Below are 23,232 nucleotides of genomic sequence, written 5' to 3' on the forward strand. Positions count from 1 at the left end.
CCTGGCCGGGGAGCCGCCGGTGCGCGTGATCGTCAGGACCGTCAGCGAACTGTGCATCACCGTCGGCAGCGTGATCGTGCTGTTCGTGGTCTACGTGCTGTTCTGGACCGGCGTGAAGGCCGACGGCGTCATGGACGACCAGATCGAACTGCTCCAGGAGCAGTGGGCGAAGTCGAGCAAGCCCCCCGCGGCGGCCGGCTCCTCCCCCGCGAACACCGCGAACACCGCGGGCCCGCCGAAACCCGCGCCCTACGCCAAGGGCAAGCCCTTCGCGATCATGTACATCCCGCGTCTTGGTTTCACGTGGAACAAGCCGGTGCTCGAAGGCACGGCCACCGGCACCCTGAAGAAGGGCCTGGGCCACTACGCGGAGACCGCTCAGCTCGGTCAGAGGGGGAACTTCGCGGTCGCCGGCCACCGCCGCACCTACGGCGACCCCTTCAAGGACTTTCCCCAGCTGAGGCGGGGTGACGCCGTGGTGCTGACCGACGGCACGACCTGGTTCACGTATCGGATCGACAAAGGCCCGTACAAAACAGTGCCGTCCGACATCGAGGTGATCGATCCTGTCCCACGTACATCCGGGTACACGCGTTCGGGCCGCTATCTGACGCTGACCACGTGCGAACCGGAGTGGGGGCACAGTCATCGGCTGATCGTCTGGGCGCACCTGGACTCCACACAGCCTGTGGAGGCAGGGAAACCTGAGGCGCTGCGCCGTTAGTCTGGTGGCTGTACGGCGTGGGTCTGGTGCCGTGGTACGACGGAAGGGACGGCATGTACGGCTGGATCTGGCGGCATCTGCCGGGGAACACGTGGGTGAAGGCGCTGATCTCACTCGTCCTGGTCGTGGCCGTGGTCTACGTCCTCTTCCAGTACGTCTTCCCGTGGGCGGAACCGCTGCTGCCCTTCAACGATGTGACGGTGGACAACCAGTGAGCGCGCGCATTCTCGTCGTCGACAACTACGACAGCTTTGTCTTCAACCTGGTCCAGTACCTGTACCAGCTGGGCGCCGAGTGCGAGGTCCTGCGCAACGACGAGGTGTCGACGGCGCACGCCCAGGACGGCTTCGACGGTGTCCTGCTCTCCCCGGGCCCGGGCACCCCGGAGCAGGCGGGCGTCTGTGTCGACATGGTCCGGCACTGCGCCGCCACGGGCGTCCCGGTCTTCGGTGTCTGCCTCGGCATGCAGTCGATGCAGGTGGCGTACGGCGGGGTCGTGAACCGTGCGCCGGAGCTGCTGCACGGCAAGACCTCGCTGGTCGAGCACACCAGCCGGGGTGTCTTCGCGGGCCTGCCGTCGCCCTTCACGGCGACGCGCTACCACTCGCTGGCCGCCGAGCCCGCGACGGTGCCGGCCGAGCTGGAGGTCACGGCCCGGACGCACGACGGGATCGTCATGGGTCTGAGGCACCGCGAACTCCCGGTCGAGGGCGTGCAGTTCCACCCCGAGTCGGTACTGACCGAGCACGGGCACCGGATGCTCGCCAACTGGCTGGTGGAGTGCGGCGACCAGGGCGCGGTGGCGAGGTCGGCCGGGCTCGCCCCGGTGGTGGGCAGGGCCACGGCGTGACGGCGCTGCGCCCCGAGCGCGAGTCCGACACCTCGTACGGGCAGCAGTCGTACGGGGTGGCGGGTGCGTTCGAGGACTGGTCGGGTGGAGGAGCGTACGGGGCTTCTCCGCGGCCGGAACCGCAGCCGCAGCCGTCCTCGCCCGAGCCGTACCCGGCGTCCTACGAGCCCGTTCCGGACGAGCCGTATCTGCCTCCGGCCGACGAGGAGACGGTGGCGCTGCGGATACCGGATCCGCCACCGACCGCGGCCGGTGACCCCGTATCCGGCTCTCCGGGCTCTTCCGCGCCGCGGCACGGCGGACCCGCCCACGGCGGCCGTGCGGCCCGCAGGAAGGCCGCCAAGCGCCGTCACGGGCGTCATGGCGGCGCTTCGGAGGCCCGCCCGGCGCAGGGATCGACTCAGGAATCGGTTCAGGGCTCGGCACGGGGATCGGCGCGGGGCTCGGGGCGGGAGGAGCGGCGGGCGCCGCTGTCGCGCGTCGAGGCGCGGCGGCAGGCGCGGGCGCGCAAGCCGGGTCCGGCGGTGGTGGCCAGCCGGGCGATAGGTGAGGTGTTCATCACCACCGGTGTGCTGATGCTGCTGTTCGTCACGTACCAGCTGTGGTGGACGAACGTGCGGGCGCACGCGCAGGCCGGAAAGGAGGCCAGCAGCCTCCAGGACGACTGGGCGAACGGCAAGCGCAACCCGGGGGTCTTCGAGCCCGGGCAGGGCTTCGCCATCCTGCACATCCCGAAGCTGGACGTGGTGGTGCCGATCGCCGAGGGCACGAGCAGCAAGGGCGTGCTCGACCGGGGCATGGTCGGCCACTACGCCGAGGGCGCGCTGAAGACGGCGATGCCCGGCGACAAGACAGGGAACTTCGGGCTCGCGGGCCACCGCAACACCCATGGAGAACCGTTCCGATACATCAACAGGCTCACCAAGGGCGATCCGATCGTCGTGGAGACGCAGGACAAGTACTACGTCTACAAGATGGCGTCGATCCTGCCGGTCACGCCGCCCAGCAACACGAGCGTTCTGAACCCCGTCCCCCCGGGGTCGGGGTTCACCGAGCCCGGCCGTTACATCACGCTGACCACGTGCACGCCGGAGTTCACCAGCAAGTACCGGATGATCGTCTGGGGCAAGATGGTCGAGGAACGGCCGCGCAGCAAGGGCAAGCCGGATGCGCTCGTCAGTTAAGGGCAGATGACCAGTGGCAGCGACCACCGACACGGAGCACGAAGAGCACACCGGCGCGGGGGCGTCCCGGCCGTCCGCGGCCCGGCGCCGTCCCGGCCCGATCGCCATGGCGGTGAGCGTCTTCGGGGAACTCCTCATCACCGCGGGCCTGGTGCTGGGCCTGTTCGTCGCCTACTCGCTCTGGTGGACGAACGTGGTCGCCGACCGCGCGGCCGGGAAACAGGCGGACAAGGTCCGTGACGACTGGGCTCACGGCCGGGGCGGCCCCGGTGCGCTGGACACCAAGAACGGCATCGGGTTCCTGCACGTGCCGGCGATGAGGAACGGCGAGGTCCTGGTCGAGAAGGGCACGACGAACAAGATCCTCAACGACGGTGTCGCCGGGTACTACACCGATCCCGTCAAGGCTGTCCTGCCGATGTCGGGCAAGAAGGGCAACTTCTCCCTCGCGGCCCACCGGGACGGGCACGGCGCCAAGTTCCACAACATCGACAAGATCAGGATGGGCGATCCGATCGTCTTCGAGACGAAGGACAAGTGGTACGTCTACAAGGTCTACGACATCCTTCCCGAGACCTCGAAGTACAACGTGAAGGTCCTCTCGCAGGTCCCGAAGGAGTCCGGCAAGAAGAAGCCGGGCCACTACATCACGCTGACGACCTGCACGCCGGTCTACACGAGCACGTACCGGTACATCGTGTGGGGCGAGCTGGAGCGGGTGGAGAAGGTGAACGCGGACCGGACACCGCCGAAGGAACTGCGCTCCTAGCGCACCGCGGGACCGGCGACGCCGCCGCACGGCGGAGCGACGCCACCGCACGACAGAGCCCCGGCACCCTGTGGAGGGTGCCGGGGCTCTGTCGTCAGTCGGGTGCGACCTGGCGGTCAGACCCTGGCGGGTCAGTCCTCCTCGCGGCCGCTGATGCCGCCGAAGAGGCCGCCGTTGCCTCCGCCGCCGTTGTTGTTGCCGCCGTTGTTGCCCCCGAGGCCGACGGTCTGGAGAGTGATCGTCGTCCCCGCCGGGTCGTCGACCTCCTGGTTACCCTGCGGGTCCTGGCCGGCGACGATGGCGTTGTCGCTCTGGTCGCTGCCGCCCGCGAACTGGATGTTGGTGAAGCCGGCCGCCGCGAGGATCTGCTTGGCCTGGCCGACGTTCTGGCCGACGACCTGGGGCACGCGCGTCTTCTGCTGTTCCTTCTTCTTGCCGATCTGGATGTTCACCGACGAGTTCGGCTCGACCGACGTGCCGGCCTGCGGCGTGGTCTGGATGACCTTGCCGACCTGGTTGTCGTCGTCCGTCTCCACCTCGGTGCAGTTGCCGACCAGGTTGCTGGCCTGCATCTGCTGCTTGGCGGCGTCACAGCTCTGGCCGAGGACGTCCGGAACGGTGGACTTCTCCGCCTCCTTGGCGACGGTGAGGGTGATCGTGGAGCCCTTCTCCTGGTCCGTGTCGCCCTTGGGGTCCTGCTCGATGACCACGCCGGGGGTGCGGTCGGACTCCTCCGTCTTCTGATCGACCTGGAAGCCCTTGCCCTCGAGCATGGCCTCGGCCTTCTCGTAGGTCAGACCGGTCACGTCCGGGACCGTCACCTTCGGCGCCCCGGTCGACACCACCAGGGCGATGGTGTCGCCCTTCTGGACCTCTGCTTCGGCCTTCGGGTCCTGCGAGCAGATGTTGCCCTTGATCTGCTTTTCGCAGGGCTTCTTGGAGAAGGTCAGTTTCAGGTCGGCGTTGTCGGCCAGCTTCCGGGCGTTCTCCTGCGTCTCACCGACGAAGTTGGGCGCGGCGATGGTGTCGTCACCCACCCCTCCGTTGCCGCTGAACGCCCACCGCCCGATCAGGATCGCTCCGACCAGCACGAGGATGCCCGCCACGACCAGCAGGATCGTCGAGGTGTTGGACTTGCGCTGCTGCTGGCGGCGCCGGTCCGGGCGGTCGTCATAGCCGTAGCCGTCGTCGTCCGGGTTCATCGGGGGCAGCATCGACGTGGCGCCCGCGCCGGAGTCCGCGCGCAGGGCCGTCGTCGGCTGGTCGTCGGGGTAGCCGCCGTAGCCCACCGAGCCCATCGCGGCCGTGGCCGCGACCGGCTGGCCGTCGAGGCAGGCCTCGATGTCGGCGCGCATCTCGTCGGCCGACTGGTAGCGGTAGTCGGGGTCCTTGACCAGTGCCTTGAGGACGATCGCGTCCATCTCGGGCGTGATCTCGGGGTCGAAGACCGACGGGGCCTGGGCCTCTTCGCGCACGTGCTGGTACGCGACGGCGACCGGGGAGTCACCGACGAAGGGAGGCCGCACCGTCAGGAGCTCGTACAGCAGACAGCCGGTGGAGTAGAGGTCCGACCTCGCGTCGACCTGCTCGCCCTTCGCCTGCTCCGGCGAGAGGTACTGGGCGGTGCCGATGACGGCCGCCGTCTGCGTCATCGTCATGCCGGAGTCGCCCATGGCGCGGGCGATGCCGAAGTCCATCACCTTGACCTGGCCGTTGCGCGTCAGCATGACGTTCGCCGGCTTGATGTCGCGGTGGACGATGCCGTTGCGGTGGGCGTACTCCAGGCCCTGCAGGATGCCGATGGTCATTTCCATGGCGCGCTCGGGCAGGAGTTTGCGGCCGCTGTGCAGCAGTTCGCGGAGTGTCGAGCCGTCTACGTACTCCATGACGATGTACGGGATCGACACGTTGTCGATGTAGTCCTCGCCCGTGTCGTAGACCGCGACGATCGCGGGATGGTTGAGCGAGGCGGCCGACTGGGCCTCCCGGCGGAACCGGGCCTGGAAGGAAGGGTCACGCGCGAGATCCGCGCGCAGCGTCTTCACCGCCACGGTGCGGCCGAGGCGGGTGTCATGCGCGAGGTAGACCTCCGCCATGCCACCACGCCCGAGCACCTGGCCCAGTTCGTACCGGCCGCCGAGGCGACGCGGCTCTTCCATAGCTACCTACCAGCCCTCTCCGTCGGTCCCGACCGGAAGCTTGTACGGTCGGAGGCTGCCGTCCGGGCCTACCGTACCCGGCTCGCATTGTGTGACCTGGCCGAGCCCGTCAGCCGATACAGGACCGGTATCGCAACGTGCACCGTTGTGAAGCAGACGTGAGCGGAGTCACTGCTTGCTCTTGATGACCGCCTCCATCACGTTCCTCGCGATCGGCGCCGCGAGGCCGCCGCCGGAGATGTCGTCACGGACGGCGTTGTCGTCCTCGATCACGACCGCCACGGCGACCGGCGAGCTGCCGTCGTCGTCCTTGGCGTACGAGATGAACCAGGCGTAGGGGTTCTCGCTGTTGTCGACACCGTGCTGGGCGGTACCGGTCTTGCCGCCCACCTTGACGCCGGGGATCTTGGCGTTCGAGCCCGTGCCCTTCTCGACCACGGTCTCCATCATCGACTGGAGGATCTGGGCGTTCTCCGCCGACATCGGCTTGCTCAGCTCCTCCGGCTCGGTCTTCTCGATGGTGTCGACGTTCGGGGCCTGGAGTTCGTCGACCATGTACGGCTTCATCAGGGTGCCGTTGTTGGCGACGGCCGAGGCGACCATGGCCATCTGCAGCGGGGTGGCCGCGGTGTTGAACTGGCCGATGGAGGACAGCGCGGTCTGCGAGGGGTTCATGTTGTCGGAGAACACCGACGCGCTGGAGCGGACCGGGGTGAACTGCTCCTCGGTGAAGCCGAACTTCTTGGCCGCAGCCAGCATCTTCTCGTTGCCGAGGTCGGCGCCGATCTTGCCGAAGACGGTGTTGCAGGAGTACTGGAGCGCCACCCGCAGCGTCGCGTTCTTGCAGGGGATGTTGCCCTCGTTCTTCAGCTCCGTCGTGGTACCCGGCATGGTCCACGGCAGCGGCGTCTTGGTCTGCTGGTCCGCTTCCGTGTACAGCCCGTCCTCCAGGGCGGCGGCCGCGGTGAGGACCTTGAAGGTGGAGCCGGGCGGGTACGTCTCGCGCAGGGCCCGGTTGAGCATCGGGTCGTCCGGGTTGTTCTTCTTGTCCAGCTTCTTCCAGGCCTCGGCGTCCTTGGAACTGTTGCCGGCGATCGACGAGGGGTCGTACGACGGGAAGGACGCCAGCGCCAGGATCTTGCCGGTGGACGGCTCCAGCGCCACGACCGCGCCCTTGCCGCCCTGCTTCTCCAGGCCGTTGTATGCGGCCTTCTGCGCGGCGGCGTTGAGCGTCGTGACGACGTTGCCGCCCTCCTTCTTCTTGCCCGTCAGCATGTCGAGCGTGTTGCGGAAGAAGAGCCGGTCGTCGTTGCCGGTGAGGATGCCGTCCTCGAGGTTCTCCAGCTGGTTGGCGCCGAAGGCCTGTGAGACGAAGCCGGTGACGGGCGCCCACATGGGCCCGTCCTTGTAGGTGCGCTTGTACTTGAAGTCGCCCGACGTGGTCGTCGCGTGCCCGGTGATGGGGTCGCCGCCGACGATGATGTCGCCGCGCGGCGAGGCGTAACGCTCGATCGAGACGCGGCGGTTCTTGGTGTCGGTCCTCAGCTCGTCGGCCTTGACGTACTGGATCCAGTTGTCGCGGATCAGCAGGGCAAGGACGAGCAGGCCGCAGAAGATCGCGATTCGGCGCAGGGGCTTGTTCATGACGGGCGGACCACCTGAGTCATCTCGGCGTCGGGGTTACCGGCGGGAGCAGGAGCCGGGCGGCGGGCGGTGTCGCTGATGCGCAGCAGGATGCCGATCAAAGCCCAGTTGGCGATCACGGAGGAACCGCCGTAGGCCACGAACGGCAGCGTCATACCGGTCAGCGGGATGAGGCCCATGACACCGCCGGCCACGACGAAGACCTGGAGGCCGAAGGCGCCGGACAGGCCGATGGCCAGCAGCTTGCCGAACGGGTCGCGGGCCGCGAGCGCGGTGCGTACGCCCCTCTCGATGATCAGGCCGTAGAGCAGCAGGATCGCCATGACGCCCGCCAGGCCCAGCTCCTCGCCGAAGGTGGCGAGGATGAAGTCGGAGTTGGCGGCGAAGCCGATGAGGTCGGAGTTGCCCTGACCGAGGCCGGTGCCGAGCGTGCCGCCGGAGCCGAAGGTCCACAGGGCCTGCATCGCCTGCTCGGAGTGGACGACACCGTCCTGGACGCCGGCGCGGGAGAGCTCGAACTCGCGCATCGGGTCGAGCCAGGCTTGCACACGCGTCTGGATGTGCGGCTCGAAGCTCGCCACACCGACGGCGCCGACCGCGGACATCAGCAGACCGAAGACGATCCAGCTGGTCCGCTCGGTGGCGACGTACAGCATGATGACGAACATTCCGAAGAACAGCAGCGACGTTCCGAGGTCGGTCTCGAAGACAAGGACGAGGATCGAGATCACCCAGACGACGAGGATCGGACCCAGGTCGCGGCCGCGCGGCAGGTACAGGCCCATGAAGCGGCGGCTGGCCAGGGCCAGGGCATCTCTCTTGACCATCAGGTAGCCGGCGAAGAAGACCGCGAGGGCGATCTTCGCGAACTCGCCCGGCTGGAGCGTGCCGAGGCCGGGGATCTTGATCCAGATCTTGGCGCCGTAGACGTCCGCGCCGAGTCCGGGCACGAGCGGCAGGACCAGCAGGAACAGCGCACCGGCCATGGAGATGTACGTGTAGCGCTGCAGGACGCGGTGATCCTTGAGGAAGATCAGTACGACCACGAGCAGGGTGACACCCATGGCGGAGTACAGCAGCTGGCGAGGTGCCGCCTCGACGAACGATTTGCTCGCCTGGAGCTTCTCCGACTGGTCCAGCCGCCAGATGACGACCAGGCCGATCCCGTTCAGCAGCGTCGCCAGCGGCAGCATCAGCGGGTCCGCGTACGGTGCGAACTTCCGTACGACGAGATGGCCGACGCCCGCGAGCAGCCCGAGTCCGAGGCCGTAGCTCAACAGGCCCGGCGGTACCGAGTCGTTGATGGCCAGGCCGACGTTGGCATAGGCGAACACCGGGATGATGACGGCGAACACCAGCAGTGCCAGCTCGGTGTTGCGTCTGCTCGGTGCGCCGATCGCGCCGATCGTGGACGTGTGGTGCTGCGCCGAGTGCGACGTATTCGTACCGCTCATCGTGTAACAGGGCCTCTCACGGCTTGCCTACTGCTTACCGCACAGCGAGACGACCTTCTGCTCTTCCTCCGAGAGGCTGGGGCCGGGGCTGGGAGTAGGTGCGGTCGTGGACGGGTTCGGGGACTTCTCAGGCGTCGACGGCGAGCCCGACGGGTTCGGCGTCGGTGTGGCCTTGGACGTGAAGGAGGCGGGAGTGGTTCCCGTGGTGCCCCCGGCCTCGCCCTCGCCGGTCTTGGCGTTGTTCTGGCTCTCGGCTTCGCGCCGCTGCGCCTGCTTCTTGCACGCGGAGGCCTGCACCGACAGTTCCTGGATCTTCGCCTGGGCGTTCTTCAGCCCGCCCTCGGCGATGGTCGCCTTGACCAGCTTCTGCTGGTAGGGCGGCAGGTACTTGAGTTCGATCTCGGGGTGGTCCTTCTCGACCTTCGACAGCGACACCCACGCCAGGTCCTGGCTGATGCCCCGGTACAGCGCGACGTGTTCGTCCTCGGCGCCGACGTAGTACTGCGTCTGCGTCCAGCGCCAGCCGCCGTACAGGCCGCCGCCGATGACGGCCAGCGCGAGGACGCCGTAGAAGGATCTCTTCAGCCAGCGGCCCTTCCTGCGGGGCTTGACGAAGTCGTCGTCCCCGTAGTCCAGGCCGGCCGCCGGGATGTAGCCGGTGGTGTCGCCGGAGCCGGGCGGGCCGAACTCGCCGCCGCCGCCCTGGCCGTGCCCCTGGCGGCCCAGCCCGGAGGCGCGGCCGGCAGGGGTCTGCATGATGCCGTTGTCGTGCAGCTGGTGCTGGTTCTCGGCGACGGCGCCGACCACGACCGGGGTGTCGGACAGCTGCCCGGCGAGGGTGTCGCCGGTGTCGAGGTCGAGGACGTCGGCGACGATGACGGTGATGTTGTCCGGGCCGCCGCCGCGCAGAGCCAGCTCGATCAGGTTCTGGACGGTCTCCTGGGGGCCCTGGTAGCTGGCGAGGGTGTCTTCCAGCGTCTGGTGGGACACCACGCCGGACAGGCCGTCGGAGCAGATCAGGTAGCGGTCGCCGGCGCGGACCTCACGGATGGACAGGTCCGGTTCGACGTGGTCGCCGCTGCCGAGCGCGCGCATCAGGAGGGAGCGCTGCGGGTGGGTCGTGGCCTCTTCCTCGGTGATGCGGCCCTCGTCGACCAGGCGCTGCACCCAGGTGTGGTCCTGCGTGATCTGTGTCAGGACGCCGTCGCGCAGGAGGTACGCGCGCGAGTCGCCGACGTGCACCAGGCCGAGGCGCTGGCCGGTCCACAGCAGGGCGGTGAGGGTCGTCCCCATGCCCTCCAGCTGGGGGTCCTCCTCGACCATCGAGCGGAGCTGGTCGTTGGCGCGCTGTACGGCCGTGCCGAGCGAGGTGAGGATGTCGGAGCCGGGGACGTCGTCGTCGAGCGCGACGATCGTGGAGATGGCCTCGGAGGAGGCGACCTCGCCCGCGGCGGCGCCGCCCATGCCGTCGGCGATGGCGAGCAGGCGCGGGCCGGCGTATCCGGAGTCCTCGTTGCCCTCCCGGATCATCCCCTTGTGCGATCCGGCGGCGAAGCGCAGTGACAGACTCATGCGCACCTCGCCTGTCGGCTCCGGGTACAGCCGGTCGTGTCGAGCCACACTGCCCACCCTCCGGTCGGGAGCGCGCCGGGGCCCGGGGTGGGGCCCGCCGCTGCGTGCTCGCTCCGCTCGCTCATTGTCGTACTACTTCCGCAGCTCGATGACGGTCTTGCCGATGCGGATCGGCGCGCCCAGCGCAATCGGTGTGGGAGTCGTCAGCCGGTTCCGGTCCAGGTAGGTGCCGTTGGTGGAGCCGAGGTCCTCGACGATCCACTGGCCGTCGCGGTCCGGGTAGATCCTGGCATGGCGGCTGGAGGCGTAGTCGTCGTCCAGCACGATCGTCGAGTCGTGCGCCCGGCCCAGGGTGATGGTCTGGCCCTGGAGCGCGACCGTGGTGCCGGTGAGGGTGCCCTCGGTCACGACGAGCTTGGTGGGAGCGTTACGGCCGCGCCGGCCGCCGCCGGACTGCTGGCGCTGCTGCGGCGGGGCCTGGCGGGCGGCCTGCTGCTGCCGGCCGGCCTCCCGGCGCGATCCGCGCTGGGTGACGCGCGTACCGAACAGGTCGCTCCGGATGACCTGCACGGCCACGATCACGAACAGCCACAGTACGGCCAGGAAACCCAGCCGCATGACCGTGAGGGTCAGCTCTGACATTGCCCCCGCTTCACCCTTCGGCTTGCCGGTAAATGATGGTGGTACTGCCCACGACGATCCGCGAGCCGTCGCGGAGCGTAGCGCGGGTGGTGTGCTGCCCGTCCACCACGATGCCGTTGGTGGATCCGAGATCCTGGATCGTCGAGGGCGTTCCGGTCCGGATCTCGCAGTGCCGGCGGGAGACGCCGGGGTCGTCGATCCGCACGTCGGCGTCGGTGCTGCGGCCCAGCACCAGCGTCGGGCGGGAGATCTGATGGCGTGTGCCGTTGATCTCGATCCAGTGGCGCGTGCGTCCGCCGGCGGCCGGGGCGGCCGGGGGCCGCTGGGCGCTCGCGGCCGGCGGGTAGCCGTACCCGCCGGGGCGGCCGCCGGGCGGCGGCGCGGCCGGCATGGGAGGGGCGCCCGCGGGCGCGGCGGCCGGCGGATAGCCGTAGCCGCCGGGGCGTCCGGCGGGCGGGGCGGCGGGCGCGGCGGCGCCTGACGGGGCCTGGCTGCTGGAGGAGGCGAGCGTACGGCTGCGCACCCGGTACAGGCCGGTGTCCAGGTCCTCCGCCTTCTCCAGGTGCACCTTGATCGGGCCCATGAAGGTGTAGCGCTGCTGCTTGGCGTAGTCACGCACCATGCCGGCGAGCTCGTCGCCGAGCTGGCCGGAGTAGGGGCTGAGCCGCTCGAAGTCCGGCGTGCTCAGCTCCACGATGAAGTCGTTGGGCACGACCGTCCGGTCGCGGTTCCAGATGGTGGCGTTGTTGTCGCACTCGCGCTGGAGCGCGCCGGCGATCTCCACGGGCTGGACCTCGGACTTGAACACCTTGGCGAAGGTGCCGTTGACCAGACCTTCGAGACGCTGCTCGAACTTCTTCAGGACTCCCATGGGGCACCTCCTCCGTCGCTGCCGTCCTGTGTACTGCCCTGCGGGCCGCTTGCCTGGTACTGCTTACTGATCGTATCCACGCGCCGCTCGATCGGCTGGTTCCCCCTGTCAGCACGGCCGACGGATGTCGACGGATGACGAAGTTCCCTGTGGAGCTCCCCTTCGAACTCCTCCGGTGCCACGGCTGCCGCGCAACCGCTCTCACGTACTCCTGACAAGGATCGTAGAGGCGGCTGAAGACCAGTGTCCCGCACCCGGCTGTGGACCCCGACCCCCTCCTGGGGAGACAGGGGGTACCGGTACGAGGTTGATACGTGAAGCGTCAGGCGTTGATACGTGGCCGGGGCACCGAAGGTTCGGAGGCGGGTCTGCCTGCGGAAGAACGGATGTGAATCCACCCCGTCCCGCGTGCTAATGTTCTGGGTGTCGGAAGGCGCCGGGCCCCCCTGGGGCAGGAGCCCACGACACACCCAATGCGCGGGTGGCGGAATAGGCAGACGCGCTGGATTCAGGTTCCAGTGCCCGCAAGGGCGTGGGGGTTCAACTCCCCCCTCGCGCACCACGGAGCACCGACGAAAGTGCTCTAGCTGCACCGAGGAATGGGCGGCATCGCGATGGCGATGCCGCCCATTCCTATGTCTGCGGTGTGATGTCCGTCTCTGGGCACGGCGAAGCGGACCGTCGGTGGCTCAGAGCCGTCGGCGGTCCGCGTTCGTGTGTGGATCTTGCTTGAGCAGCTCTCGTGACTTGCCCTGTGTGAGGAAGGTCTCAGCACTGGGTGATGTGGCCCTTGGGGGTTCCCGTGCCCAGGGGCTCTGGTCCTGTGGTGGCGAGTGAGCCGTCGGCGGGGACGTTCGCCGCGGTGCGCGGACACCATCGGTTCCGGCAAGTGGCGGGGCCGCCCGCAGACCGGGAACTCAGGACGCCCGAGCCGGTTCCCCCGTCCTTCGGCCGGACCGTGCCCGAGGACAACGGCGACGCCGGCTTCTGGGACGTCCTCTGCGCCGACACCCGCGCCTGGCCGCGCGATCCGGAGCAGTACCGCAAGGACGCGATCCGGGACAAGGCCAGGTACCCGCTGTACGGCGACTTCGCCTCCCACATCAAGCCGTGCGCCTTCTGGAAGAAGAACGGCAGCGAGCCCGCCACCAGGATCGGTAACAAGGTGCGCGCGCTGATCCTCCAGAACGAGTGGGATTCCCAGACGCCGCTGACCAGCGGCCAGGGCCTGCGCCGCGCCATGAAGGGCTCGAGGATGGTCACGGTCGCCGGAGGTGCCGGACACGGCATCTACGGCACCAAGTCATGCGCCGACAAGACGGCCACCGCCTACCTGACCACCGGCAAGCTCCCCGCGAAGGACATGACCTGAAAGGCCGCTCCGGACGCAGGGGAACGCAACGCCCCCAACCGGCTGCCGGTCCCGACACCTCCGGGCATCCCGGGGATGGTCAGCCGTTTGTGATCGCCGGCCGTTCCCCTCTGTGTCGGCGCTGACCAGCGCATTCCGTCGGTGCCCCACCATGAGGTACCGACGAGACGGGTCTCTGAAGGTGACGGAAGCCACCACGGAGGCCCGTTTCTCGTTCCCTGATCGCTGTGGGGCATCACACAGACTTGGCTGACGAGCCCGCCACCCGGTCGGTCACCCAGCGGGTGATGTCCGGGGTGGGGCATCCGGGAGTGAAGATCGCGGCCACGCCCATCTCCCGGAGCAGCGGAATGTCGGCCTCGGGGATGATGCCGCCCCCGAACACCGTGATGTCGCGCGCGTCCGCTGCGTCGAGGAGTCCGAGGACCTCCGCGAAGAGCGTCATGTGGGCGCCGGAGAGCACCGAGAGACCGATGCCGTCGGCGTCTTCCTGGATCGCCGTGTCGACGATCTGGCGCGGGGTCTGGTGGAGCCCCGTGTAGACGACCTCGACACCCGCGTCCCGCAGGGCACGGGCGACGACCTTGGCTCCACGGTCGTGCCCGTCCAGGCCGGGCTTGGCGATCACGACACGGATCGGTGCGGTCATTGGTCCCCCTGTCGGGTGCGAATCCTCATGTGACGGGGACGTACGTGCCCCACACGTCGCGCAGCGCGTCGCAGACCTCGCCGACGGTGGCGCGGGCGCGCAGGGCGTCCCTCATCGGGTAGAGGAGGTTGTCGTCTCCATGGGCGGCCTTCCGCAGGGCTGTGAGGGCCGCGTCGACCGCCCGCTGGTCGCGCTCGGCGCGTAGTCCTGCCAGGCGTTCGGCTTGCTCGGCTTCGATGGCGGGGTCGACGCGCAGGGGTTCGTAGGGCTCTTCCTCGTCGAGCTGGAAGCGGTTGACGCCGACCACGACCCGCTCGCCGGAGTCGGTCTGCTGGGCGATGCGGTAGGCGCTGTGCTCGATCTCGTTCTTCTGGAAGCCGCGCTCGATGGCGCCGACCGCGCCGCCCAGCTCCTCCACCTTCGCCATCAGCCCCAGCACCGCCGCCTCCACGTCGTCGGTCATCTTCTCGATGACGTACGAGCCCGCGAACGGATCCACCGTGGCGGTCACGTCCGTCTCGTAGGCCAGGACCTGCTGGGTGCGCAGCGCCAGGCGGGCGGACTTGTCCGTGGGCAGGGCGATGGCCTCGTCGAAGGAGTTCGTGTGCAGCGACTGCGTGCCGCCCAGCACCGCGGCCAGGCCCTGCACCGCGACCCGGACCAGGTTCACCTCCGGCTGCTGTGCCGTCAGCTGCACCCCGGCCGTCTGGGTGTGGAAGCGCAGCATCAGCGACTTGGGACTGCGCGCGCCGAACTCCTCTCGCATCACCCGCGCCCAGATCCGCCGCGCGGCACGGAACTTGGCGACCTCCTCCAGGAGCGTCGTGCGCGCCACGAAGAAGAACGACAGGCGGGGTGCGAAGTCGTCGACGTCCATGCCGGCCGCGACCGCCGTGCGGACGTACTCGATGCCGTCGGCGAGGGTGAACGCGATCTCCTGCGCCGGGGAGGCTCCCGCCTCGGCCATGTGGTAGCCGGAGATCGAGATCGTGTTCCACCTGGGGATCTCGGCCCGGCAGTACTTGAAGATGTCGGCGGTCAGGCGCAGCGAGGGCTTCGGCGGGAAGATGTACGTCCCGCGGGCGATGTACTCCTTCAGCACGTCGTTCTGGATCGTGCCCGTCAACCGCTCCGCGGGCACCCCCTGTTCCTCGGCGACGAGTTGGTACATGAGCAGCAGCACAGCGGCCGGAGCGTTGATCGTCATCGTCGTGGAGACCTGGTCCAGCGGGATCCCGTCGAACAGCACCCGCATGTCGTCGATGGAGTCGATGGCGACGCCCACCTTGCCGACCTCGCCGTGCGCGAGCGGGGCGTCGGAGTCGTGGCCCATCTGGGTGGGCAGGTCGAAAGCGACCGACAGGCCCGTCGTGCCGTTGGCGATCAGCTGCCGGTACCGCGCGTTGGACTCCCTGGCCGTGCCGAAACCGGCGTACTGGCGCATCGTCCACGGCCGGCCGGTGTACATCGACGGATACACACCCCGGGTGAACGGGAACTTTCCCGGCTCCCCCAGCTTCTCCGCCGCATCCCAGCCTTGAAGGACCTCCGGCCCGTAGACCGGCTCGATGGGCAGTCCGGACTCCGACTCGCGCATGTCAGGACCGGACATCCAGGACGTACTTCCCCGTGGACGCCCGTGTCTCCAGCAGCTCGTGGGCGTGGGCCACGTCCTTCAGCGGCAGTACCTTCACGTCCACGCGGACGGTGCCCTTGGTGACCTCCGTCAACGCCTGTTCCAGGTGGGCGCGGAGCAGCTGCGGGGCTCGGCCCGCGACGCCGCCGAGGTTGTAGCCGACGAGCGAACTGTTGGTGTACCAGGGGTGGTTGCCCTCGAAGGTGACGTCCTCGGCCGCCGCGTTGCCGAAGATCACATGTCGTCCGAACGCCGCCAGCAGGCCGGTCACGGACGAGCGGAACGCGCCGCCGACGGAGTCCAGGACCAGGTCCGCGCCCGCTCCGCCGGTCCGCTCGGCCACTTCCCGCTCGATCCTGTCGTACGACACCACGCTGTCGTAGCCGAAACCGCCGGCGTATTCGGCCTTCACCGGAGAACTCGTCACGCCGATCACGGTGCCCGCGCCCAGCGACCGGGCCAGCTGGGCGGCGGCCGTGCCGACTCCGCCCGCGGCGGCGAGGACGACCACCGTCTCGCCCCGCGCGAGATGCCCGGCCGAGGTGAGCACGCCGAGGGCGGTGGTGACGTTGCACAGGGCGCCCGCCGCCAAGGCGCCGTCCAGCCCGGCGAGGTCGCCGTCCAGCCGTACGACGTGCTCCGCGCCGACGGCGACGACCTCGGCGTTGCCGCCGCCGCCCAGGGTGAGGGCGGCCACGCGGTCGCCGGGCCCGAAGCCGGTGACGCCGTCGCCCACGGCGCGTACGGTGCCGACCGCCTCCAAGCCGGGGCAGTGCGGCAGGTCGACCGGGAACTGGCCGCGCCGGAACATCACTTCGGCGAAGTTCACGCCCGCGTACTCGACGTCGATCGTGAGCTGCCCCGGCTGGGGCTCGGGCACGGCGACCTCGGCGACGTCCAGGACGGAGGGGCCGCCGAAGGACTCGAAGCGGACGGTACGCATAACGCTCCCGGAGGTCGTGGCGGCGGTGTCGGAGGGGTTCATCGGGGTCTCGGCGGGGTTCGTCATCGGATTCCCGTCTGGCTGAGGGTGGTGGTGGGGCCGTGCCCGGTGAGCAGTCGCGTGTCGTCCGGGCAGGTGGCTGCGATCATGCCGAGGGAGGCCCGCAGGCCGGCCGGGCTGGCGCCGGGTGCGTCCGCGCGCCCCGGGCCGGCGGCGAGCAGGGTGTCCCCGGTGGCCAGCAGCGGGACGTCGTCGCCGCCGAAGCGGAACATGACGGAGCCGCCGGTGTGGCCGGGTGTGTGCAGCACCGTCACCTCGGCCGCGGCGAAGGCCAGCTCCCCGCCCTGTTCCGGGAGTTCGCTCACCTCGTCGGGCTCCTGGTCGGGATGGCCGACGAGCAGTTCTCGAGGGAAGGAGTCCGGCAGGCCCTTGGCCGGGGCGCCGAACTGGTAGCGGTCGGCGGGATGGATCCAGGCCGGGACGCCGTAGTGCCGGGCGAGCGGTACCGCGTCCCAGGTGTGGTCCATGTGGCCGTGCGTGATGAGGATGGCCTCGGGTTCCAGACGGTGGGCGCGGACGGCCTCGCGGACCGCTTCGGCGGCGTCGTGCCCGGGGTCGACGATGAGGCAGGGATGTCCCGGGCCCGCGGCGACGAGATGGACGTTCGTGCCGAACTTGCCGGTGGTGGCGGACAGTACGAGCATGACCGCGACTCTGACGGAGTCCTCGGTCATATGTCAATTACCGATCGTGTAGCAGAACTCTGCCTCTCGTCTGACCTATAGTGCGAGTGGCATCGCCCGGTCGCGCGTGCCGTCGTCGTTCCAGCAGGGGGTTTGTACGTGAAGGCCGTCGCCATTCAGCGCTACGGAGGTCCGGAGGTCCTGGAGCTGATGGACCTCCCCGAACCGCGTCTCGGACCGGACGTCGTGCTCGTGCGCGTGAAGTACGCGGGTGTGAACCCGGCGGACTGGAAGATCCGGGAGGGCTACATCGACGACTGGTTCGAGTCGCACTTCCCCATGGTGATGGGCTGCGACCTGTCCGGGATCGTCGAGCGCACCGGCCTCGGGGTCACCGAGTTCTCCCCGGGGGACGAGGTCGTCGGCTACGTCCGCGCCGACCACATGCAGCGCGGCACGTACGGTGAACTGGTGGCCGCGCCCGTGCGGACCCTGGCGCGAAGGCCGCGCGCTCTCGACTGGCGGGCCGCGGCCGGCCTCCCCGCCGCCGGTCTCACCGCCTACCAGGCGCTGCGCCGCCATCTGCGGATCGCCGCCGGTGAGGTGCTGCTCGTCCACGCGGCGGCCGGCGGGGTCGGCTCACTCGCCGTCCAGATCGGCCGGGCCCTCGGCGCGCGCGTCCTCGGCACGGCGAGCGAGCGCAACCACGAGTTCCTGCGCTCGCTCGGCGCCGAGCCGGTGGCCTACGGCCCCGGGCTCGCCGACCGGGTGCGTGCCCTGGCCCCGGAGGGCGTCGACGCCGTCTTCGACCTCATGGGCGGTGACACCCTGTTCGGCTCCCCGGCCCTGCTGCGGCCGGGCGGGCGGCTCGCGTCCATCTCCGGTGACGTGACGCGGCTGGGCGGGCGCTACGTGTTCGTACGCCCCGATCCGGCCGACCTGGCCGAGCTGGTGGAGTTGGCGGACCGGGGTGCGGTGCGGGTCCACGTCAGCGCGGAGTTCCCGCTGGCCGACGCCGCCCGCGCCCATGAACTCGTGCAGACCGGCCATGTGCGCGGCAAGGTCGTCCTGGCGGTCGCGCCGGACTGATCCGGCGCGGGAGCGCATACGGAGCAGAGGTACGGGTAACAGGGCCGTCCCCGGTGGGGACGGCCCTTTCGCGTGTCCGGGGAGCCTGTGCCACGTCTCCAGCCAGTCTTGAGCGGCTCTCCACCCAGCCGCCCGCGAGCCGCCCGTCGGGCCCCTCGCCGTTCGCAGCCGAACCCACAGAGGCGGCTGTGAGGCTGATTCCGCGCCCCTCGGGGTGCCGCCGAAGCAGACCCACGGACGAACGGAACGGGGCATGACCATTGCTGAGCAGGAGCGGCCGGAAGCCGCTCCGGCCGCGGCCGAACTCGCCTACCAGCGTTCGATGGACCGCGTCCTGGTGCACCGCCGGGCCGTCATGGAGGTCTTCGTCACGGACGCGGTGCGGCTCGGCGAGGACACGTTCGCCGTGGCCGTCCAGGCGCCACGTGCGCACAGCTACTACAACGACCACACGCAGCGGCCCGCGCTGCTCGACCCACTGTTCCTGCTGGAGGCCGCCCGCCAAGCGGTCACCGTCGTGGCGCACCAGTGGCTGGGCGTCGCCTACGACACGTCCTTCCTGATCAGCGACTGGACCACCGAGTTCACGGACCTGGCCGCGCTGCGGGCCCGGGGCGACGCCCCGGACGAGCTCGTGATCGAGGTGGCCGCACGTGACCTCAGGCGGCGCGGCACCAGGCTGCTGGCCGCCACGCTGGAATGCGTGTTCGTCGTCGGCGGACGGCGGGCCGGGACGAGCGCCGTCGTGGCCGGATACCTCAGCCGGGACGGCTACACGGCGCACCGGGAGAAGAACAGAGGAAACGTTCCACCGTCCTCGTCCGACATGCCGCGCACCCGCGTGGGCACGCCTGTGGAGCCCGCTCTGGTCGGCCGCGAGCGGGCCGGGAACGTGGTGCTCACGGACCTGGAACGCCCAGGCGGCGGGATCGCTCTGCGGGCCACGCTCGACGTCCCGGTGCGGCACCCGGCCATGTACGACCACCCCTTGGACCATGTGCCCGCGATGGCGCTCATGGAGGCGGCCCGCCAGGCCGCGGTCCTCGCCGCCGGGGCGCCCGCCGAGCGGCGGTACGCCCGGGCCTTCGGCGCCACGTTCCACCGCTTCGTGGAACTGGACAGCCCGGTCACGGTCACCGTCACGCCCTCGGGCGACGCGCGCCGCACCGTCGACTTCCGTCAGGGAGGGGTGTCGGTCTGCACGGCCGAGATCACGGTCGCCGACCTCGCCGACCTCGCCGGGCCACCGGCCCCGGACACGGACGGCAGGTGACGGCCCGTGCGACTGGACTCACCGCTCGGGCTGACGGCGACCGCCTGGTACCCGGAGCACCGCCAGACGGCCGAGGAGGCCGTGGCCACCGGTGACATCGACGCCCGCACCGCCCGCGAACTCGGCTACACGGCCTTGCCGGTCAGCGAGGACACGGCACCGCCCGACATGGCCGTCGAGGCCGCGGCCCGGGCACTGGACGTCTCCGGCACCCAGGCCGACGACCTCTCGCTGGTGCTGCACGCGAGCGTCCACCACCAAGGCCACGACGCATGGTCGGCCCCGCACTACATCGCCCGGCGGCTCGGGGCCCACCAGGCCGTACCGATCGGGCTGCTCCAGCAGTGCAACGGCGGCGCCATCGGCATCGAGCTGGCCGCGAGCCGGCTCCAGGGCGACCCGGCCGCCGGGCCCGCGCTGGTCACGACCGCCGACCGGTTCCTGACGCCGAGCTGGCACCGCTGGCTCAGCGACTACGGCATGGCGGCCGGGGACGCGGCCACGGCGGTTCTCGTCCACCGGGTCGGCGGACCGGCCGTGGCAGGGCACTCCCGCACGCCGGACCTGCTGCTGCACTCCCTGGCCACCCGGGTCGCGGCCGAACTGGAGGTCATGCACCGCGGTGACGACGAGCTCAACGCGACGCCCATGGGCCACAGTTCGGTGATCGACGTGCGGCGTACCAAGCGGGCGTTCATCAAGACGTACGGCGTCGACTTCTTCCTCAAGACCGCGGCCGACCGCATCCGTGCCGTCGTCGAGGAAGCGCTGGCCGGTGCCGGACTCGCCGCCGACGACCCCCGGTTGCGCTACGCCGTGATCCCCCGGCTGGGGAGCAAGGCGATGGCGGAGGCGTACCTCCCGCCGCTGACGGAGGTCACCTCCGCGGAGGTGCTCGACCTCGGCCGGGCGACCGGGCACGTGGGGGCCGGCGACCTCAACGCCTCCCTCGCCGACCTGGCCCGCACGGACCTGCTGACGCCCGGGAGTTACGCGCTCGTGCTCAACGGCGGCGGCGGATTCACGTTCACCGCCGTCGTGGTCGGCAGGCACTGACCAGTCTCACCAGTCCCACATCACCATTCAATCCGTACAAGGAGAAACAGCCATGTCCGCACACCAGGACCGTCTCTTCCAGCTCGTCTCCGAGAAGCTCGGCGTGCTGCCCGAGGAGCTGAACACCAGCGCCACCTTCGACACTCTCGACCTGGATTCGCTTGCGCTGATCGAGCTCAGCGTCATCGTGCAGAAGGAGTTCGGCGTCCAGATCGACGAGACGGCACTGACCCCGGAGAACACCTTCGGCGACGTGCTCGCCATGATCGACACCAAGGCCGCGGTGGCCTGATGACCGGGACAGTGACGCAGCGCCCGGACGGGCGCACGAACCGCTTCGACGTGGCGGTCACCGGCGTCGGCCTGGTCACCCCGGCCGGGCTGGGCGTCGAGGCCAACGTCGAGCGGGTCTGGGCGGGGGAGTCCACGGCGGCCACCGACCCGGACCTCGCGGGTCTGCCCGTCGACTTCGCCTGCCGCGTACCCGGCTTCGACGCGGGTGCGCTGCTCGGGCGGCGCAGCGCCGTACGCATGGACCCGGTCAGCCACTTCGGCGTGGTGGCGGCCCGGCAGGCCGTCGAGGACGCCGGGCTAGACCCGGCGACCTGGGAAGGGCCCCGGGTCGGCGTGGTCGTCGGCACGTCGCTGGGCGGCTGGTCGACGGTCGAGCGGGAGCACGGCAAGCACCTGGCCGACGGCCAGGAGTTCGTGTCGCCGCTGCTGATGGTGATGGGCCCGGTCAACATGACCGCCGGGTACATCGCCATGGACCTCAAGGCCCTCGGCCCCAACCAGGTGGTGTCGACGGCCTGCGCGTCCGGCAACACGGCGATCGGGTACGCCCGCGCCCTGCTGGAGGCCGGCGTCTGCGACATCGTCCTGGCGGGCGGTGCCGAGGCGGCCATGTCCCGGACCGCGATGGCGAGCCTGGCCCGGGCCGGTGCGTTGTCCACGCGGGGCGACGACCCGGCGTCCGCGTCCCGTCCGTTCGACGCCGACCGGGACGGGTTCGTCGCGGGCGAGGGCGCGGCCATGCTGGTACTGGAGCGTGTCGAGGACGCGCGGGCGCGGGGCGCCCGTGTCCGGGCCAGGATTTCGGGGTTCGGCGCGTCTGCCGACGGCCATCACGCCTCGGCGCCCGATCCGACGGGCGGCGGGGCCGAGCGGGCCATCCGGGCTGCCCTCGCCGACGCCCTGGTCGACCCCTCCGAGGTGGACCACGTCAACGCGCACGGCACGTCCACGCCGCTGAACGACATCACCGAGGCCGGGGTCGTCCGCCGGGTCTTCGGCGAGAAGCCGGCCGTCACCTCCACCAAGGGCGTTGTCGGGCATCTGCTGGGCGCGGCCGGCGCGGCCGAGGCGGTGTACACGGTGCTCGCCGTCGAACGCCGCCTCGTCCCGCCGACCGCCAACCTGACCAGCCTCGACCCGGGCATCGGCGTGGACGTCGTGGCGAAGGAGGCCCGGCCGCTGGACATCGGCGCCGCGGTGAACGACTCCTTCGGCTTCGGCGGCCAGAACGCGGTGATCGTGGTGACGCCGGCATGACTTCGAACGCGGAGGGAGCACCGGGCTGGGGCCCGGACACACCTGGCACGGCCGGCTCGGCCAGCTCGGCCGGCTCGGCCAGCTCGGCCGGCTCGGCCGGCTCGGCCGGCACGGTCGGTTCGGCGGGCACCCCCGGCACCTCCGGCGCTTCTGGCTCGGTCAGCAATCCCGGCACCCCCGGCTCGGCGGGCTCCGCGGGCACCGCTGGTCCGCCGGGCTTTCCCGGTTCGGCGGGCACCCCCGGCACGGTTGGTTCGCCGGGCCGCCCGGGTTCGGCGGGCACCGCTGGTCCGCCGGGCTTTCCCGGTTCGGGCGGCTTCGTCAGGGGTGCGGGTGGGCCCGCGATTGGCGGCGCGTCCGGTGTGGCCGGTGGCCCGGTGGCCGTGGGGCGTTCCGTGCTCGTCACCGGGGGCAATCGCGGCATCGGGCTGGCCGTCGCGCGGGCGCTCGCCGCGCGTGGCGACCGGGTGGCGGTCACCTACCGCACCGGTGAGCCCCCGGCGGGGCTCCTCGGGGTGCGGTGCGATGTGACGGACGAGGCGCAGGTGGAGCGGGCTTTCAAGGAGGTCGCCGCCGCGCAGGGCGACGTCGAGGTGCTGGTGGCGAACGCCGGGATCACGCGGGACGGGCTGCTGCTGACCCTCGACGACGACGCGGTCGACGCCGTGCTCGACACCAACCTGAGGTCGGTCATCCGCCTGGCCCGGCACGCCTCCCGGGGCATGCTCGGCGGGCGGTGGGGCCGGATGGTGCTGGTGTCGTCCGCCGTCGCCTTCACCGGCTCGCCCGGACAGACCAACTACACCGCCGCGAAGGCCGGCCTCGTCGGGCTGGCCCGCTCGCTCGCCTGGGAGCTCGGCAGCCGCGGCATCACCGTCAACGTCGTGGCCCCCGGGCTCGTCGAGACGGACATGCTGCGCCAGGTACGCCCGGCCCGCCTCGACCAGTACCTGGCGATGACGCCGCTCGGCCGGGCCGGTACCGCCGAGGAGGTGGCCGCCGCCGTGCGGTTCCTCACCGGCGACGAGGCCTCGTACATCACCGGCGCCGTGCTGCCGGTCAGCGGTGGGCTCGGCATGGGTCACTGACGCCCCGTGCCGCACGCGACCAC

The 23,232-nt window shown here is 70.4% G+C and carries 21 protein-coding genes, 1 tRNA gene and 1 pseudogene; 13 read left to right on the forward strand and 10 right to left on the reverse strand.

Features of this window, described 5'->3' with window-relative positions:
• Positions 1 to 19: 19 nt before the first annotated feature.
• From ACIBL4_RS24810 to ACIBL4_RS24830, 5 genes are read left to right on the forward strand one after another with little or no spacing between them, the layout of a single operon-like run.
• On the forward strand, positions 20 to 724 hold the full coding sequence (locus ACIBL4_RS24810; protein ID WP_399413614.1) for a class E sortase: 705 nt from the start codon (positions 20 to 22) through the stop codon (positions 722 to 724).
• Between the two features lie 17 nt (positions 725 to 741).
• The gene (locus ACIBL4_RS24815; protein WP_307176295.1) at positions 742 to 939 is read left to right on the forward strand and encodes a hypothetical protein; all 198 of its coding nucleotides are present in this window, start codon (positions 742 to 744) and stop codon (positions 937 to 939) included.
• A complete protein-coding gene (locus tag ACIBL4_RS24820; protein WP_399413616.1) occupies positions 936 to 1,574 on the forward strand; it encodes an aminodeoxychorismate/anthranilate synthase component II in 639 nt (212 codons plus the stop codon). The genes ACIBL4_RS24815 and ACIBL4_RS24820 overlap by 4 nt, the downstream gene beginning before the upstream one ends.
• On the forward strand, positions 1,571 to 2,758 hold the full coding sequence (locus ACIBL4_RS24825) for a class E sortase (RefSeq protein WP_399413618.1): 1,188 nt from the start codon (positions 1,571 to 1,573) through the stop codon (positions 2,756 to 2,758). Before ACIBL4_RS24820 ends, ACIBL4_RS24825 begins: the two co-directional genes overlap by 4 nt.
• Positions 2,759 to 2,771: 13 nt before the next feature.
• Complete coding sequence (locus ACIBL4_RS24830; protein WP_399413620.1) at positions 2,772 to 3,527, forward strand: class E sortase; 756 nt, start codon at positions 2,772 to 2,774, stop codon at positions 3,525 to 3,527.
• A gap of 131 nt (positions 3,528 to 3,658) precedes the next feature.
• Here the strand turns inward: ACIBL4_RS24830 and pknB are convergent, their stop codons facing one another.
• The 6 genes from pknB to ACIBL4_RS24860 form a co-directional block, all read right to left on the reverse strand.
• Positions 3,659 to 5,686, reverse strand: a complete 2,028-nt coding sequence (gene pknB, locus ACIBL4_RS24835; protein ID WP_399413623.1) for a Stk1 family PASTA domain-containing Ser/Thr kinase — start codon at positions 5,684 to 5,686, stop codon at positions 3,659 to 3,661.
• A gap of 168 nt (positions 5,687 to 5,854) precedes the next feature.
• On the reverse strand, positions 5,855 to 7,330 hold the full coding sequence (locus ACIBL4_RS24840) for a peptidoglycan D,D-transpeptidase FtsI family protein (RefSeq protein ID WP_399413625.1): 1,476 nt from the start codon (positions 7,328 to 7,330) through the stop codon (positions 5,855 to 5,857).
• On the reverse strand, positions 7,327 to 8,784 hold the full coding sequence (locus tag ACIBL4_RS24845) for an FtsW/RodA/SpoVE family cell cycle protein (protein WP_399413627.1): 1,458 nt from the start codon (positions 8,782 to 8,784) through the stop codon (positions 7,327 to 7,329). The genes ACIBL4_RS24840 and ACIBL4_RS24845 overlap by 4 nt, the downstream gene beginning before the upstream one ends.
• A gap of 27 nt (positions 8,785 to 8,811) precedes the next feature.
• Positions 8,812 to 10,356 (reverse strand): Stp1/IreP family PP2C-type Ser/Thr phosphatase, encoded by a 1,545-nt coding sequence (locus tag ACIBL4_RS24850; protein ID WP_399413629.1) that lies wholly within the window; start codon positions 10,354 to 10,356, stop codon positions 8,812 to 8,814.
• 132 nt (positions 10,357 to 10,488) lie between these two features.
• Complete coding sequence (locus ACIBL4_RS24855; protein WP_020273104.1) at positions 10,489 to 10,998, reverse strand: FHA domain-containing protein; 510 nt, start codon at positions 10,996 to 10,998, stop codon at positions 10,489 to 10,491.
• A gap of 10 nt (positions 10,999 to 11,008) precedes the next feature.
• Positions 11,009 to 11,869, reverse strand: coding sequence for an FhaA domain-containing protein (locus tag ACIBL4_RS24860; protein ID WP_399413631.1), 861 nt, complete (start codon positions 11,867 to 11,869; stop codon positions 11,009 to 11,011).
• Positions 11,870 to 12,344: 475 nt separating this feature from the next.
• Between ACIBL4_RS24860 and ACIBL4_RS24865 the strand changes: the two genes are divergently transcribed.
• Together ACIBL4_RS24865 and ACIBL4_RS24870 are read left to right on the forward strand one after the other, a co-directional pair.
• Positions 12,345 to 12,431, forward strand: a tRNA-Leu gene (locus tag ACIBL4_RS24865).
• 363 nt (positions 12,432 to 12,794) lie between these two features.
• Positions 12,795 to 13,334: pseudogene (locus ACIBL4_RS24870) on the forward strand (alpha/beta hydrolase); the annotation flags it as partial.
• A gap of 142 nt (positions 13,335 to 13,476) precedes the next feature.
• Here ACIBL4_RS24870 and ACIBL4_RS24875 read toward each other — a convergent pair.
• The 4 genes from ACIBL4_RS24875 to ACIBL4_RS24890 are packed head-to-tail and all read right to left on the reverse strand — an operon-like array spanning position 13,477 to position 17,173.
• Positions 13,477 to 13,890: a cobalamin B12-binding domain-containing protein gene (locus ACIBL4_RS24875; protein WP_399413633.1), complete on the reverse strand. Its 414-nt coding sequence runs from the start codon at positions 13,888 to 13,890 to the stop codon at positions 13,477 to 13,479.
• 25 nt (positions 13,891 to 13,915) lie between these two features.
• Complete coding sequence (locus tag ACIBL4_RS24880) at positions 13,916 to 15,502, reverse strand: methylmalonyl-CoA mutase (protein ID WP_399413635.1); 1,587 nt, start codon at positions 15,500 to 15,502, stop codon at positions 13,916 to 13,918.
• Complete coding sequence (locus ACIBL4_RS24885) at positions 15,489 to 16,535, reverse strand: zinc-binding alcohol dehydrogenase family protein (RefSeq protein WP_399413637.1); 1,047 nt, start codon at positions 16,533 to 16,535, stop codon at positions 15,489 to 15,491. The genes ACIBL4_RS24880 and ACIBL4_RS24885 overlap by 14 nt, the downstream gene beginning before the upstream one ends.
• Positions 16,532 to 17,173, reverse strand: a complete 642-nt coding sequence (locus ACIBL4_RS24890) for an MBL fold metallo-hydrolase (RefSeq protein WP_399413639.1) — start codon at positions 17,171 to 17,173, stop codon at positions 16,532 to 16,534. The genes ACIBL4_RS24885 and ACIBL4_RS24890 overlap by 4 nt, the downstream gene beginning before the upstream one ends.
• A 138-nt stretch (positions 17,174 to 17,311) precedes the next feature.
• Here ACIBL4_RS24890 and ACIBL4_RS24895 point away from each other — a divergent pair, with 138 nt between their 5' ends.
• The 6 genes from ACIBL4_RS24895 (at position 17,312) to fabG (ending at position 23,209) form a co-directional block, all read left to right on the forward strand.
• Positions 17,312 to 18,241, forward strand: coding sequence for an NADP-dependent oxidoreductase (locus ACIBL4_RS24895; RefSeq protein ID WP_399413641.1), 930 nt, complete (start codon positions 17,312 to 17,314; stop codon positions 18,239 to 18,241).
• Between the two features lie 253 nt (positions 18,242 to 18,494).
• Positions 18,495 to 19,514 carry a ScbA/BarX family gamma-butyrolactone biosynthesis protein gene (locus ACIBL4_RS24900; protein WP_399413644.1) on the forward strand — a complete coding sequence of 340 codons (1,020 nt, stop codon included), beginning with the start codon at positions 18,495 to 18,497 and terminating at the stop codon, positions 19,512 to 19,514.
• A gap of 6 nt (positions 19,515 to 19,520) precedes the next feature.
• Entirely contained in the window at positions 19,521 to 20,570 is a 1,050-nt protein-coding gene (locus ACIBL4_RS24905; protein ID WP_399413646.1) for a 3-oxoacyl-ACP synthase, read from the forward strand.
• Positions 20,571 to 20,622: 52 nt separating this feature from the next.
• The gene (locus tag ACIBL4_RS24910; RefSeq protein WP_399413648.1) at positions 20,623 to 20,862 is read left to right on the forward strand and encodes an acyl carrier protein; all 240 of its coding nucleotides are present in this window, start codon (positions 20,623 to 20,625) and stop codon (positions 20,860 to 20,862) included.
• A complete protein-coding gene (locus ACIBL4_RS24915) occupies positions 20,862 to 22,121 on the forward strand; it encodes a beta-ketoacyl-[acyl-carrier-protein] synthase family protein (RefSeq protein ID WP_399413650.1) in 1,260 nt (419 codons plus the stop codon). Before ACIBL4_RS24910 ends, ACIBL4_RS24915 begins: the two co-directional genes overlap by 1 nt.
• Positions 22,122 to 22,504: 383 nt before the next feature.
• Positions 22,505 to 23,209 (forward strand): 3-oxoacyl-ACP reductase FabG, encoded by a 705-nt coding sequence (gene fabG, locus ACIBL4_RS24920; RefSeq protein WP_399414138.1) that lies wholly within the window; start codon positions 22,505 to 22,507, stop codon positions 23,207 to 23,209.
• The last annotated feature ends 23 nt before the right edge of the window (positions 23,210 to 23,232 follow it).

The sequence above is a fragment of the Streptomyces sp. NPDC050416 genome (assembly GCF_044458845.1).
In the GTDB taxonomy this organism is placed as follows: domain Bacteria; phylum Actinomycetota; class Actinomycetes; order Streptomycetales; family Streptomycetaceae; genus Streptomyces.